This window comes from Citrobacter sp. Cpo012 (genome assembly GCF_030333015.1).
Classification (GTDB): Bacteria; Pseudomonadota; Gammaproteobacteria; order Enterobacterales; family Enterobacteriaceae; genus Citrobacter; species Citrobacter portucalensis.
In genome coordinates this window covers 108,604-122,059 of the sequence record NZ_JAOWGR010000043.1, presented here as the reverse complement: position 1 = coordinate 122,059, position 13,456 = coordinate 108,604, and the positions used below count along the sequence as shown (strand labels likewise).

Below are 13,456 nucleotides of genomic sequence, written 5' to 3'. Positions count from 1 at the left end.
CGAAGATGAGTACACTTGAACCTCCGGCACGCGTGGATAAAGCAGGGCGATTCACGCTGTTTATGTCGCGGCTGCAAATGAAGCACGGGCGCAAGCTGGTGATCGCGCTGCCGTATGTGTGGCTGCTGCTCCTGTTTCTGCTGCCTTTTCTGATCGTCTTCAAGATCAGTTTGGCTGAAATGGCGCGCGCTATTCCTCCCTATACGGACCTCGTTTCATGGGCTGACGATCAGCTATCCATCACGCTCAACTTAGCCAACTTCCTGCAGTTAACGGACGATCCGCTCTATTTCGATGCCTACATGCAATCGTTACAGGTGGCGGGAATTTCGACAATCTGTTGCCTGCTGCTGGGATACCCGCTGGCATGGGCCGTCGCGCACAGTAAACCCTCAACGCGTAATATTCTGCTGTTGCTGGTGATCCTGCCGTCCTGGACCTCGTTTTTAATTCGCGTATATGCCTGGATGGGGATCCTGAAAAACAACGGCGTGCTGAACAACTTCCTGATGTGGCTGGGTGTCATCGACCAACCGTTGACGATTTTGCACACCAATCTGGCGGTCTACATCGGTATTGTTTACGCCTATTTGCCCTTTATGGTGCTGCCGATTTATACCGCGCTGACCCGTATTGATTACTCGCTGGTGGAAGCTGCGCTGGATTTAGGTGCCCGGCCGCTGAAGACCTTCTTTAGCGTGATTGTACCGTTGACCAAGGGCGGCATTATCGCCGGGTCAATGCTGGTATTTATTCCGGCTGTTGGCGAGTTTGTGATCCCGGAACTGTTGGGCGGCCCGGATAGCATCATGATTGGCCGTGTGCTTTGGCAAGAGTTTTTCAATAACCGCGACTGGCCGGTGGCTTCTGCTGTCGCCATTATTATGCTGCTGTTACTGATTGTGCCAATCATGTGGTTCCATAAATATCAGCAAAAAAGCGTGGGGGAACACGGATGAATAACTTACCGGTCGTTCGCTCGCCGTGGCGTATTTTTATCCTGGTAGTGGGCTTTACCTTCCTGTATGCGCCGATGCTGATGTTGGTTATCTATTCGTTTAACAGCTCGAAGCTGGTGACGGTCTGGGCGGGGTGGTCAACACGTTGGTATGGCGAGCTTTTCCACGATAGCGCGATGATAAGCGCCGTCGGCATGAGTTTAACGATTGCTGCAGGTGCTGCGACGATGGCGGCAATCCTTGGCACCATCGCCGCCGTGGTAATGGTGCGCTTTGGTCGTTTTCGTGGTTCGAATGGTTTCGCCTTTATGATTACCGCGCCGCTGGTCATGCCGGATGTTATTACCGGTTTGTCGCTGCTGCTGCTGTTTGTTGCGTTGGCTCACGCCATCGGCTGGCCAGCGGATCGCGGCATGCTGACCATATGGCTGGCGCACGTCACTTTCTGTACGGCGTACGTAGCGGTGGTGATTTCTTCACGTTTGCGCGAACTGGATCACTCCATTGAGGAAGCGGCGATGGATCTCGGCGCCACGCCGCTGAAGGTCTTTTTCGTCATCACCCTGCCGATGATTATGCCGGCGGTGATTTCCGGATGGTTATTAGCCTTCACGCTGTCACTCGATGATCTGGTTATTGCCAGCTTTGTCTCTGGTCCTGGCGCCACAACGTTACCGATGTTGGTGTTCTCCAGCGTACGTATGGGGGTAAACCCGGAGATCAACGCCCTGGCGACGCTGATCCTTGGTGTGGTAGGAATTATCGGATTTATCGCGTGGTATCTGATGGCGCGAACAGAAAAACAACGGATCCGCGATATCCAACGTGCAAGACGCGGCTGAAAAAACTAAAATCTGCCAACCTGTCTATACGGCGCAGCTGTGGTGGTTGCGCCGTTTTCATGGAAGACGACGCGTTGGGATTTTTTAAGAAATCATCCACATCACATGCTCGCTTAAACGTCCCTGCTTTGGTGCAGGTGGCGGCGCTGGCTATTATCATGATCCGCTGTCTCGATCTGTTGATGATTTTTAATACGCTTGGGTTTCGTGGAACCAGTGAGTTTATTCATCGCAGTGTGCAGACCTGGAATTTGACGCTGGTGTTTCTGGGCAGTCTGGTGCTGCTATTTATCGAAATTTACTGCGCATTTTCGCTGGTAAAAGGACGGAACTGGGCACGCTGGATCTATCTGTTGACCCAGATTATCGCCAGCGTCTATCTGTGGGCGGCTTCGCTGGGCTACGGATATCCAGAACTGTTCAGCATTGCGGGGGAGTCCAGACGCGAAATCCTGCATACGCTGGTGATGCAAAAACTGCCGGATATGCTGGTATTGCTGCTGCTGTTTGTTCCTGCGTCCAGCAGGCGGTTCTTCCGTTTGCAATAACGTGTATAATCTTGGCCCCCGGTTAATTTGTAGGTCTTTGTATGCAGTGCGCACTATATGACGCCGAACGCTGCCGCTCCTGTCAGTGGATAACACAGCCTGTCGCCGATCAACTCTTCGAAAAAACAGCCGATCTGCAGAATCTGCTGGCCGAGTATCCGGTCGGAGAATGGTGCGCGCCGGTCAGTGGTCCGGAAAGCGCGTTTCGTAATAAAGCCAAAATGGTGGTCAGCGGCAGCGTGGAAAAACCGCTGCTGGGAATGCTGCATCGTGACGGTACGCCTGAGGATTTGTGCGACTGTCCGCTCTATCCTGAGTCTTTTGCGCCCGTATTTGCCGCGCTTAAGCCGTTTATCGCTCGGGCGGGGCTGACGCCCTATAACGTGGCGCGCAAACGCGGGGAGCTGAAATATCTGCTGTTAACGGAAAGCCGATACGACGGCGGTATGATGCTGCGTTTTGTCCTGCGTTCTGACGCAAAACTGGCACAACTGCGCGCGGCACTACCCTGGTTGCAGGCACAACTCCCACAGTTAAAAGTGATCACTGCCAATATTCAGCCGGTGCATATGGCGATTATGGAAGGGGAGACAGAAATCTTCCTGACGGAACAACAGGCGCTGGCGGAACGCTTTAACGATGTACCGTTGTGGATCCGCCCGCAGAGTTTCTTCCAGACCAATCCGGTGGTAGCGGGGCAATTATATGCCACGGCGCGTGACTGGGTGCGTCAGCTTCCGGTTAATCACATGTGGGATTTGTTTTGCGGCGTCGGGGGTTTTGGTCTGCACTGTGCTACACCGCAAATGAAACTGACGGGGATTGAAATCGCGCCAGAAGCGATTACCTGCGCGAAGCAGTCAGCGCAGGAGCTTGGGTTGCAGAATCTGCATTTTCAGGCGCTGGATTCAACCCAGTTTGCTACCGCTCAGGGCGAAGTACCTGACCTGGTGCTGGTGAATCCGCCGCGTCGCGGGATTGGAAAGCCGCTGTGCGATTTTCTCTCCCGCATGGCACCGCGTTATATCGTTTATTCCAGCTGTAATGCGCAAACCATGGCGAAGGATATTCGTGAGTTGCCCGGGTATCGCATTGAACGCGTCCAACTTTTCGATATGTTCCCACACACCGCGCACTATGAAGTGCTAACGCTGCTCAGCCGACAATAACTGCCATGCCTGATGGCGCTTCGCTTATCAGGCCTACGGAGATATTCAGGGCTGTAGCAATGTAGGCCGGATAAGGCGCTTGCGCCGCATCCGGCAAATGCAACATGCGAAAAAAAAGCCCGTACTTTCGTACGAGCTCTTCTTAAAATATGGCGGTGAGGCGGGGATTCGAACCCCGGATACGTTGCCGTATACACACTTTCCAGGCGTGCTCCTTCAGCCACTCGGACACCTCACCATATTGTATTGCTGCCTGACCGCTTGGGGGGCAACGGGGCGCTACTATAGGGAGTTGTGCTAAAACGGTCAAGCAGAATTTACGTGTTAACTCTCGTTTGGTTACGCAATATACATATTCCTCCGCCCAGGCAGGCGCGGAGGAAAGGATTAGCGCTGAGAGTCCAGTTTTTCGCCGCTGGTCACGACTTCCTGAGCTTTGCTGTAGCTTTCGATCAGCAACTGATAAGCCGGGAAGACTTTGGTATACACCTCCGCCCATTCGGCGGCGTCTTCACGGTTCCAAGTGCCCTGAATTTCAGAAGCGACTGCGGCGGTATCCATCGGCACGACGCCAGCCTGAACAACACGAGCCAGGGTGATTTCCTGCGCCATTTTGCTGTAAGTACCGGAAGCGTCGATCACAGCGAAAACCTTATAGCCTTCCGCAACCGCGCTGATAGCCGGGAAAGCCATGCACACGCTGGTAATTGTACCGGCGATAATCAGCGTTTTACGACCCGTTGCTTTGACCGCTTTCACGAAGTCTTCGTTATCCCAGGCGTTGATTTCGCCTTTACGCGCCACGTATTGGGCATGCGGCGCATTGGCGTGGATCTCAGGGATCAGCGGGCCGTTAGGTCCCTGCGGTACGGATGCCGTGGTAATCACCGGCATCTTCGCCAGAGTCGCCATTTTAGCCAGCGCGGCGGCACGCGCACGCAGTTCTGGCATTGGCATGTCGCCGACGGTCTGGAACAGCCCGCTCTGATGATCGATAAGCAGCATGACGGAATCATTCACATCGATGACCGGACGTGAACCATTAAAGTTTGCAGGACTGGACATATTCTTCTCCTTCGATTCAGATTTGGCCAAAGCGGCCGGTGTTAAAATCGCGTACGGCTTCAGCGATTTCTTGTTTCGTGTTCATTACAAACGGACCGTAACCTACAATCGGCTCGTTCAACGGTTCTCCAGAAAGCAGCAGCACGCTGGCGTCGCTGGAGGCTTCAATATGCAGCGTTTTCCCCTGCTGGCTCAGCACCACCAGTTGCGCTTCGCTGGCAGACGTAGTGCCGTTTACGGTGATATTCCCTTTCAATACCACCAGGGCAGTGCTCCATCCTTCCGGCTGGGACAACGTGAGCTGATGATTACGTTGCACACGCATATCCCAGACGTTCAGCGGCGAGAAGGTATGTGCCGGGCCTTTTGTATCCTGATAGCTGCCCGCAATCACACGAACGCTCCCTGCTTCATCTGACAGAGTGACAGTGGGGATCACATCGCTGCTGATGCCCTGGTAACCCGGAACGGCCATTTTGTCTTTTGCTGGCAGATTGACCCACAGCTGTACCATTTCCAGTTCGCCACCCTGACGGGTAAATTCAGGTGAATGGAACTCTTCGTGTAATATTCCTGCTCCTGCGGTCATCCACTGCACGTCACCGGGGCCGATAATGCCGCCGCGACCGGTTGAATCACGGTGTTCAACTTCGCCGCTGTAAACGATGGTCACCGTCTCAAAACCACGGTGAGGGTGTTCACCTACGCCGCGTTTTTCGTTACCCGGCGTAAACGTATGTGGGCCGGCGTAATCCAGCAGCAGGAACGGACTTAGCTGTTCAGCATGAGACTGGTAAGAAAACATCGAGCGAACCGGAAATCCATCGCCAACCCAGTGTGGGCGAGGTGCGGTGTAGACGCCTGTTACTTGTTTCATATGTGTCTCCTCTGTGGCGTTATCTTGATGTGAATAAGCTTATATTCATGACAGCGAGCTGAGTAGTAGCTAAAATAGTCCTCACTGTCTCATAAATAGGACAATTAGATGACAAAGCCGGATCTCAATGATTTTGCATGGTTTGTACATGTTGTAGAGGAAGGGGGATTCGCGGCGGCGGGTCGGGCGCTTGATGAACCGAAATCAAAACTAAGCCGACGGATAGCGCAACTGGAAGAGACGCTGGGAGTTCGACTGATTCAGCGAACCACCCGCCAGTTTAACGTGACGGAAGTTGGGCAAACCTTTTACGAACACTGTAAGGCGATGCTGGTGGAAGCGCAGGCAGCGCAGGATGCGATTGCCGCGTTACAGGTTGAACCGCGTGGCGTGGTGAAGTTGACGTGTCCGGTCACGCTGCTGCATGTGCATATCGGGCCAATGCTTGCCCGTTTTATGGCGCGTTATCCCGACGTATCAGTGCAACTGGAGGCCACTAACCGCCGCGTGGACGTGGTTGGAGAGGGTTTGGACGTGGCGATTCGCGTCAGGCCCCGACCATTTGAGGATAGCGACCTGGTGATGCGTGTGCTGGCGGACAGGGGACATCGTTTGTATGCCAGCCCGCAGTTAATCGAGCAAATGGGAACGCTACATTCTCCGGCGGAGCTGACGCGTTGGCCGGGCCTGAGTCTGGCGACGGGTAAACATGTGCATCGTTGGGAGTTATTCGGGCCGCAGGGCGCACGTGCGGAGGTGCATTTCACGCCGCGTATGATCACCACCGATATGCTGGCGTTACGTGAAGCCGCAGTTGCCGGTGTGGGGGTAGTTCAACTTCCACAGCTGATGGTAAAAGATCAAGTAGCCGCGGGTGAACTGGTGGCATTGCTCGACGGCTGGGAACCGAAGCGAGAAATAATTCACGCAGTCTTTCCATCACGCAGGGGATTATTGCCGTCAGTACGCACATTAGTGGATTTCTTAACGGAAGAATATGCGCGGATGATTGAGGATTAAATAACTGACCTTGGCCCACAAAAAAGGCCGGTTAAACCGACCTTTTATTATCTGGACGCCATTCGGGCGTTAAAAACAATCAGCGACTACGGAAGACAATGCGGCCTTTGCTCAGGTCGTACGGGGTCAGCTCAACAGTCACTTTGTCGCCCGTCAGGATGCGGATATAGTTTTTACGCATTTTACCGGAGATGTGTGCAGTAACCACGTGACCGTTTTCTAACTCTACGCGGAACATGGTATTAGGTAACGTATCGAGAACGGTACCCTGCATTTCAATATTGTCTTCTTTGGCCATCTAATCCTCTGGGGTATCACTACCGTAATTTGAACCGGCAAGATAATGCCGAAGTTCTTTTAATAAGTAAAGATTTGTGCGTTTAAAACACAGCAAATCGGGTTTGGCGCATTACTCTAACCACACGGCAAAGCCGCACTTAAAGCGCAACGTGTAAGGGAACGAGGAGATAAACGATAGGCGTTGCCTGACGCGAACTGTTCCTTAACGGCGGCGGGGTAATGGGCTAAACCAACTCTGCGCGACAATTATAACACCCCGACAAAAAATGTGCCGAAAACATTCACCCCTGAGGCGAAAATAACGTCCTGGGAACCCAGAAATGGCTCGGTAGCCGCTGCTGGCGCAGTCTGCTCAGGTGTTCAAGGTACTCCCGACGTGGGGTTTCGACGGCGCCCAGCGAAGCTGTGTGGCTATTTAATACCTGGCAGTCGATTAATTTTCCGCCCTGACGGATAAATTCAGCGCAAAAAACAAGCAGTGCGGTTTTGGACGCATTTTCCTGACGGCTGAACATTGATTCGCCACAAAATAGCGTACCTTGCGCCACGCCATACATACCGCCCACTAATTCATTTTGTCGCCATACTTCAATGGAGTGCGCATGGCCCAGCTCGTGCAGGCGATGGTAGGCGTCCACTACATCATGCGTTATCCAGGTGCCTTCTTCCCGGTCGTTCGCGCAGCCTTCAATCACCTGACCGAACGCGTAATTGAGCGTCACGCGATAAGGCGAGTTTTTATGAAAACGTTTCATGCTGCGGCTGAGATGAAATTTCTCGGGCCAAAGAATGGCGCGTGGATCGGGCGACCACCAAAGGATGGGGTCGCCAGGTGAAAACCACGGGAAAATTCCGCGCTGGTAGGCCATTAACAGTCGAGCTGGACTGAGATCGCCGCCAAGCGCCAACAAACCGTTAGGCTCGCGTAAAGCGCCTTCCGGTGAAGGGAAGGCTATAGAATGGCGGGACAATTGCACCAGGCGCATGACAGCGAAACTCCACTACGCGAGTTTGATCGTTCAATAATAGCTTACAGACGTTGCTTAAACTGGTAATAACGCCCCTGCCGGGCTAGCAAATCTGCGTGATTACCTTGCTCAATAATGTGTCCGTTGTCCATCACTATTATTTGATCAAAACGTGACAAGCCGCGCAGACGATGTGTCACCATCAGTACGGTTTTATCGCGCATGACATCGCCAATTAATTCAAGCATTTGGCTTTCTGTTGTGGCATCAAGCCCTTCGGTCGGTTCATCCAGCAGCATCAGTGGGGCATCGTGCAATAAGGCGCGGGCGATAGCCAGACGACGGAGTTCGCCGCCAGAAAGCTGACGACCGCCTTCGCCTAACCAGGCATTGAGTCCATCCCCCTCTAGCAGTTTGTCCAGGCCGACGCGGCACAGCATTGCGGATAATGTGTCATCACTGGCGTGCGGTGCTGCCAGCAGCAGGTTATCGCGAAGCGTCGCGCTGAACAGGTGCACGCGCTGTGGCACGACGCTGATGCTCTGGCGCAGCGTGGTTTCACTGAGGGCTGAAATCGGCTGCTCATTAATCAGAATTTCGCCGTGCTGCGGATCCCATGCGCGGGTCAGCAATTGTAGTAACGTTGACTTACCGCAGCCGGTGCGACCGAGAATCGCAATGTGTTCACCGGGCTGAGCCTGCAGCGAAAGGGTGTCGAGCGCTTTTTGTGTTTGCCCCGGATAGCTGAATGAAACATCGTGTAGCGTGAGAGTGACCTGCTCAGAAACTGGAGAACCGGTATCCGGGAAGGTGACTTCTGGCTGTTGTTCGGTCAGTTCGGTGATGCGCAGCGCAGAGGCAATAACCTGTCCGAGATGCTGAAACGCCCCGGTGACGGGTGCTAAAGCTTCAAACGCGGCCAGCGCACAGAAGACAAACAGCGCGATCAGTGCGCCAGGTTGAGTATTGCCACCCACGCCGCCTGAGGCCATCCATAACATTACAACCACTGCCAGTGCGCCGACTAACAGCATGACCGCCTGTGATAGCGCCGTTAATTCAGACTGACGTCGTTGGGCTTCATGCCACTGCAACTCGGTGGCTTCCATTTGGGCGCGGTAACGTTCACTGGCGCCAAAGATGGTCAGTTCAGCCTGGCCCTGCAGCCAGGATGTTAACTGCTGACGATACTGCCCACGTAAATGCGTCAAGCTTTGCCCGGTGCTTTTACCTGCCTGATAAAAGAGTGGGGGCAAGATAAATAAGGTCAGCAGCATAATACCGCCGAGAGTGATAGCCAGCGTGAAATCGAGAACGCTTAGCCCCAGCGTGACCACCATGATGACGACAAAAGCACCCACAAGCGGGGAGAGCACGCGCAAATAGAGATGATCGAGCGTGTCGACATCTGCCACCACGCGGTTAAGCAATTCACCTTGTCCATAACGGGACAGGCCAGCAGGGGAGAGCGGCAGCAGTTTGCTGAAGGTATAAATACGCAAATGTTGCAGCACGCGGAACGTCGCGTCGTGGCTGACCAGCCGCTCGAAATAGCGGCCCGCGGTTCGGGTGATTGCCGCACCGCGCACCCCGGCAGCAGGGAGCATATAGTTAAAACTGTAAATCCCGGTGACACCCACCACAGCAGAAGCCGACAGGAACCAGCCGGAAAGCGTCAGCAAACCAATACTTGCCAGCAGTGTGACGATCGCCAGAACGATCCCCAGGGTTAACATCCATTTGTGACGTTTATACAGCGTCAGATAAGGTAGCAAAGCGCGCATTTAGATGTCCTCCTGACGATGAGCCAGTAATGTCGCAAACGCCCCGTTGGCTGCGCTAAGTTCGGCATAAGTGCCTTGTTCAACGATCTGTCCGTCCTGCATCACCCAGATAACGTCCCAGTCGGCAAGATCTTCAAGTTGGTGTGTCACCATCAGCGTGGTCTGGCGGCGTGATGCTGCTTTCAATGCCTGCATCACGCGTTGTTCGCTATGTGCATCAAGGCTGGCGGCGGGCTCGTCAAGCAGCAACAACTGACATGGATTGAGTAAGGCGCGAGCCACGGCAACGCGCTGCGCTTGTCCGACAGAAAGTCGAGCAGCCTGATCGCCTACTGGTGTATCCACACCCTGTGGCAGAAGTGGTAAAAACTCACTGACCCAGGCGCTGTCGAGTGCGGCTTGCAGCTGTTCTTCGCTGGCATCGGGGCGAGCGAGCAGCACGTTATCGCGTAACGTGGCGGCAGGGAGCTGCGGATTTTGTCCAACCCAGGACAGCTGTTTGCGCCAGCAATCAGGCGACAGGTCGCGCAGCTCAAAGCCGTTAATCCGCAGCGATCCCTGATAAGAGAGAAAACCGGACAGGACATTGAGCAACGAACTTTTGCCGGAGCCGCTGCGGCCAACCAGCACAGCGCGTTGGCCCGCTGGCAGGGTAAAGTTGAGCGGACCTGCAAGCACTTTACCTTCCGGCGAGGTGATGACTAGATCTTCTGCTTCAATTGAAACTGCGTCTTTTGTAGTCAGCTCAATATCGCCACGCTCAGGATGTGCAAGCGGGGTTTCCATGAAGGTTTTCAGACTGTCTGCTGCACCAACGGCTTGTGCTTTGGCGTGATAAAACGTGCCCAGATCGCGCAGGGGTTGGAAAAATTCCGGCGCCAGAATGAGCGCCAGGAAGCCAGCAGCCAATGTGACGCCCGTCCCGTAGTGGCCAAAATCGAGTTCACCGAGGTAGGAAAAACCGAAGTAAACCGCGACCAGTGCGATGGACAGGGAGGTAAAGAACTCAAGGACACCGGATGACAGAAACGCCAGGCGCAGGACTTCCATGGTGCGCTGGCGGAAATCCTGTGACGCTGCGCGGATGCTTTCTGTTTCAGCTTCACCGCGGCCAAAGATTCTTAGCGTTTCCATGCCCCGCAGGCGATCGAGGAAATGGCCACTGAGGCGAGCAAGAGCCTGAAAGTTGCGGCGGTTAGCATCGGCTGCACCCATACCAACCATCGCCATAAACAACGGGATCAGCGGGGCAGTTCCAAGCAGAATAAGGGCGGCTACCCAGTTTGACGGGAATACCGCCGCCACGATCAATAAGGGGACGCATACGGCCAGCGCCATTTGCGGCAGATAACGTGCATAGTAATCATGCATGTCATCAATCTGTTCCAGGATTAGCGTAGCCCAGCTCCCGGCTGGTTTGCCTTGTATCCAGGCGGGACCTGCTTGTTGCAGACGGTCAAGCACCTGTCGGCGAATCTCAAAGCGGATATGTTGGCCAGCATGAAACCCGACACGTTCGCGTAACCAGACGACCCATGCCCGCAGGATGAAAATCAATACCAGCACAATGAAAGGGAGCAGAAGCGCCTCTCTGGGGATATTGTCCATGATCATATGGTCGAGAATTCGGGCCATGAGCCAGGCCTGAGCGACAATTAACAGGCCGCTCACGAACCCCAACAGGCGTGAAATGTTCAGCCATCGTTGGGAAATTACACTTTGCTGTTTTAACCAGCGGGTCAGCTCTTTTTGACGGGTTTTATTCATTGCACGCTTAGCAGGTGAGTTATTGGAATTTTTGGGCAGGACAATGTTACAACGAGGCAAAAATAAAGGCGACTTATAGTCGCCTTTTTTACTTTTGTTACTGATTTGTAAAACTTATTTGCAAGCGTCTGCCAGACCGTCGAGATAACGCTCTGCGTCAAGCGCAGCCATACAACCGGTGCCTGCTGAAGTGATCGCCTGGCGATAAATATGGTCCATCACGTCACCGGCGGCGAATACACCCGGAATGCTGGTTTGGGTGGCGTTACCATGAATACCGGACTGAACTTTGATGTAGCCATTTTCCAGTTCAAGCTGACCGTCAAAAATGGCGGTATTCGGGCTGTGACCGATAGCGACAAACAACCCTGCAACGTCAAGTGACTCGACGTTGTCAGTGTTTTGCGTATCGCGCAGGCGCAGTCCGGTTACGCCCATTTGATCGCCGGTCACTTCTTCCAGTGTGCGGTGGGTATGCAGCACGATGTTGCCGTTTTCGACTTTATCCATCAAACGCTTGATCAGGATTTTTTCGGCGCGGAAGCTGTCGCGACGGTGAATCAAATGCACTTCAGATGCGATATTCGCCAGGTACAGCGCTTCTTCAACAGCGGTGTTGCCGCCGCCGATCACCGCAACTTTTTGGTTACGGTAGAAGAAACCGTCGCAGGTCGCGCAGGCGGAAACGCCACGGCCTTTGAAGGCTTCTTCTGAAGGCAGACCCAGGTAGCGTGCTGACGCACCGGTGGCGATGATCAGTGCGTCACAGGTGTATTCACCGCTGTCGCCGGTCAGACGGAAAGGGCGGTTTTGCAGATCAACTTTGCTGATATGATCAAAAATAATTTCAGTTTCAAATTTGGTCGCATGTTCGTGCATGCGTTCCATCAGCAATGGGCCTGTGAGATCGTGCGGATCGCCAGGCCAGTTCTCCACTTCTGTTGTTGTGGTCAACTGACCACCTTTTTCCATACCGGTAATCAGTACCGGTTGCAGGTTCGCGCGTGCAGCGTAGACCGCAGCGGTATACCCCGCAGGGCCAGAGCCCAGAATAAGAAGTTTACTGTGTTTGGTTGCGCCCATGAGATCCCCATAGTTGTTAGCAGGCAATGAGCAGGATTGTAGGGAATTTACAGGCGTAAAAAAAGAGTATGGCGATTTTGTTAACAATATGTGTAATAGCGGGAACCGATGAACGGCAGAATTAGTCGTAATACTATAACGATTTCTACTTAAAATCGGTCAGTTATAAGGTGATAAAATGACGATTTTCCATCACTGCGAATGAATAACTGGCATGTTGTACTAAAAATCGATGTTTTGCTTTGACAATCCCCTGCTGTTTTGCGAAAACATTCAAGGAAGAAAAAAACTGTGTCATGTATGTGCTGCATAATCATGCATGTAGATACCATGTTTACCGTGTTAGCGAAATCTACGCATGGTGTGGACAGATGCCATTCGTGATGTCGATAGCCGCCGACAGGCAACGGTCTTCTCACCATAAACCCAGACATTGCGAACCGAAAATCCCTCTGGGTTGCGGTTTATTTTGATGGGTAGCGACTCTGAACAGTGATGTTGGTAGAGTCAGGCAGGAGTAGGGAAGGAATACAGAGAGACAATAATAATGGTAGATAGTAAGAAGCGCCCTGGCAAAGATCTCGACCGTATCGATCGTAACATTCTTAATGAGCTGCAAAAGGATGGGCGTATTTCTAACGTCGAGCTTTCTAAACGTGTGGGACTTTCACCAACGCCCTGCCTTGAGCGTGTGCGTCGGTTGGAAAGACAGGGTTTTATTCAGGGCTATACAGCGCTGTTAAACCCGCATTATCTGGATGCATCACTTCTGGTTTTTGTTGAGATTACTCTGAATCGTGGCGCCCCGGATGTGTTTGAACAATTTAACTCTGCAGTACAAAAACTTGAAGAAATTCAAGAGTGTCATTTGGTTTCCGGTGATTTCGACTATTTGCTGAAAACACGCGTACCGGATATGTCGGCATACCGTAAGCTGTTGGGGGAAACCCTGCTGCGTCTGCCTGGCGTGAATGACACACGTACTTATGTAGTAATGGAAGAAGTCAAACAGAGCAATCGTCTGGTAATTAAGACGCGCTAACACGGAACAGGTGCAAAATCGACGCAGTTTGA

Annotated in this window: 13 protein-coding genes and 1 tRNA gene; 6 read left to right on the top strand and 8 right to left on the bottom strand. The window is 53.1% G+C overall.

All coding sequences use genetic code 11. The annotated features are described in order from the left end of the window. The first annotated feature begins 5 nt into the window (after positions 1–5). The 4 genes from potH to rlmC are packed head-to-tail and all read left to right on the top strand — an operon-like array spanning position 6 to position 3,518. Positions 6–959 carry a putrescine ABC transporter permease PotH gene (gene potH / locus OGX90_RS20410; protein ID WP_079934664.1) on the top strand — a complete coding sequence of 318 codons (954 nt, stop codon included), beginning with the start codon at positions 6–8 and terminating at the stop codon, positions 957–959. Beyond that, a complete protein-coding gene (gene potI / locus OGX90_RS20405; protein ID WP_008784246.1) occupies positions 956–1,801 on the top strand; it encodes a putrescine ABC transporter permease PotI in 846 nt (281 codons plus the stop codon). Before potH ends, potI begins: the two co-directional genes overlap by 4 nt. Positions 1,802–1,860: 59 nt before the next feature. Beyond that, positions 1,861–2,349 (top strand): YbjO family protein, encoded by a 489-nt coding sequence (locus OGX90_RS20400; protein WP_003035378.1) that lies wholly within the window; start codon positions 1,861–1,863, stop codon positions 2,347–2,349. 41 nt (positions 2,350–2,390) lie between these two features. After that, on the top strand, positions 2,391–3,518 hold the full coding sequence (gene rlmC, locus OGX90_RS20395) for a 23S rRNA (uracil(747)-C(5))-methyltransferase RlmC (RefSeq protein WP_048214585.1): 1,128 nt from the start codon (positions 2,391–2,393) through the stop codon (positions 3,516–3,518). Positions 3,519–3,668: 150 nt separating this feature from the next. Here the strand turns inward: rlmC and OGX90_RS20390 are convergent. From OGX90_RS20390 to OGX90_RS20380, 3 genes are all read right to left on the bottom strand, one after another. Next, positions 3,669–3,756, bottom strand: a tRNA-Ser gene (locus OGX90_RS20390). 149 nt (positions 3,757–3,905) lie between these two features. Further along, complete coding sequence (locus tag OGX90_RS20385) at positions 3,906–4,583, bottom strand: isochorismatase family protein (RefSeq protein WP_003831673.1); 678 nt, start codon at positions 4,581–4,583, stop codon at positions 3,906–3,908. Between the two features lie 16 nt (positions 4,584–4,599). After that, on the bottom strand, positions 4,600–5,460 hold the full coding sequence (locus OGX90_RS20380) for a pirin family protein (protein ID WP_153753434.1): 861 nt from the start codon (positions 5,458–5,460) through the stop codon (positions 4,600–4,602). A gap of 108 nt (positions 5,461–5,568) precedes the next feature. Between OGX90_RS20380 and OGX90_RS20375 the strand changes: the two genes are divergently transcribed. Beyond that, positions 5,569–6,480 (top strand): LysR family transcriptional regulator, encoded by a 912-nt coding sequence (locus OGX90_RS20375; protein ID WP_003831675.1) that lies wholly within the window; start codon positions 5,569–5,571, stop codon positions 6,478–6,480. Between the two features lie 79 nt (positions 6,481–6,559). Here OGX90_RS20375 and infA read toward each other — a convergent pair whose 3' ends face one another. From infA to trxB, 5 genes are all read right to left on the bottom strand, one after another. Continuing rightward, positions 6,560–6,778: a translation initiation factor IF-1 gene (infA, locus tag OGX90_RS20370; RefSeq protein WP_002211347.1), complete on the bottom strand. Its 219-nt coding sequence runs from the start codon at positions 6,776–6,778 to the stop codon at positions 6,560–6,562. A gap of 283 nt (positions 6,779–7,061) precedes the next feature. Next, positions 7,062–7,766, bottom strand: coding sequence for a leucyl/phenylalanyl-tRNA--protein transferase (aat, locus tag OGX90_RS20360; RefSeq protein ID WP_032948928.1), 705 nt, complete (start codon positions 7,764–7,766; stop codon positions 7,062–7,064). A 44-nt stretch (positions 7,767–7,810) separates the two neighbouring features. After that, positions 7,811–9,532 carry a heme ABC transporter ATP-binding protein/permease CydC gene (cydC, locus tag OGX90_RS20355; protein ID WP_103284956.1) on the bottom strand — a complete coding sequence of 574 codons (1,722 nt, stop codon included), beginning with the start codon at positions 9,530–9,532 and terminating at the stop codon, positions 7,811–7,813. After that, positions 9,533–11,299, bottom strand: a complete 1,767-nt coding sequence (gene cydD, locus OGX90_RS20350; RefSeq protein ID WP_003831887.1) for a heme ABC transporter permease/ATP-binding protein CydD — start codon at positions 11,297–11,299, stop codon at positions 9,533–9,535. A gap of 114 nt (positions 11,300–11,413) precedes the next feature. Further along, entirely contained in the window at positions 11,414–12,382 is a 969-nt protein-coding gene (trxB, locus tag OGX90_RS20345) for a thioredoxin-disulfide reductase (RefSeq protein WP_003831889.1), read from the bottom strand. A gap of 547 nt (positions 12,383–12,929) precedes the next feature. On the opposite strand from trxB, the gene lrp reads away from it, so the two are divergent. Continuing rightward, the gene (gene lrp / locus OGX90_RS20340; protein WP_002439523.1) at positions 12,930–13,424 is read left to right on the top strand and encodes a leucine-responsive transcriptional regulator Lrp; all 495 of its coding nucleotides are present in this window, start codon (positions 12,930–12,932) and stop codon (positions 13,422–13,424) included. Positions 13,425–13,456: the final 32 nt, after the last annotated feature.

Excerpts from the sequence above, each read along its gene's own strand:
- OGX90_RS20375 (WP_003831675.1), top strand. The coding sequence starts at position 5,569 with ATGACAAAGCCGGATCTCAATGATTTTGCATGGTTTGTACATGTTGTA.
- infA (WP_002211347.1), bottom strand. The coding sequence starts at position 6,778 with ATGGCCAAAGAAGACAATATTGAAATGCAGGGTACCGTTCTCGATACG.
- OGX90_RS20380 (WP_153753434.1), bottom strand. The coding sequence starts at position 5,460 with ATGAAACAAGTAACAGGCGTCTACACCGCACCTCGCCCACACTGGGTT.
- aat (WP_032948928.1), bottom strand. The coding sequence starts at position 7,766 with ATGCGCCTGGTGCAATTGTCCCGCCATTCTATAGCCTTCCCTTCACCG.
- potH (WP_079934664.1), top strand. The coding sequence starts at position 6 with ATGAGTACACTTGAACCTCCGGCACGCGTGGATAAAGCAGGGCGATTC.
- OGX90_RS20385 (WP_003831673.1), bottom strand. The coding sequence starts at position 4,583 with ATGTCCAGTCCTGCAAACTTTAATGGTTCACGTCCGGTCATCGATGTG.
- trxB (WP_003831889.1), bottom strand. The coding sequence starts at position 12,382 with ATGGGCGCAACCAAACACAGTAAACTTCTTATTCTGGGCTCTGGCCCT.
- cydD (WP_003831887.1), bottom strand. The coding sequence starts at position 11,299 with ATGAATAAAACCCGTCAAAAAGAGCTGACCCGCTGGTTAAAACAGCAA.
- cydC (WP_103284956.1), bottom strand. The coding sequence starts at position 9,532 with ATGCGCGCTTTGCTACCTTATCTGACGCTGTATAAACGTCACAAATGG.
- rlmC (WP_048214585.1), top strand. The coding sequence starts at position 2,391 with ATGCAGTGCGCACTATATGACGCCGAACGCTGCCGCTCCTGTCAGTGG.
- potI (WP_008784246.1), top strand. The coding sequence starts at position 956 with ATGAATAACTTACCGGTCGTTCGCTCGCCGTGGCGTATTTTTATCCTG.
- OGX90_RS20400 (WP_003035378.1), top strand. The coding sequence starts at position 1,861 with ATGGAAGACGACGCGTTGGGATTTTTTAAGAAATCATCCACATCACAT.
- lrp (WP_002439523.1), top strand. The coding sequence starts at position 12,930 with ATGGTAGATAGTAAGAAGCGCCCTGGCAAAGATCTCGACCGTATCGAT.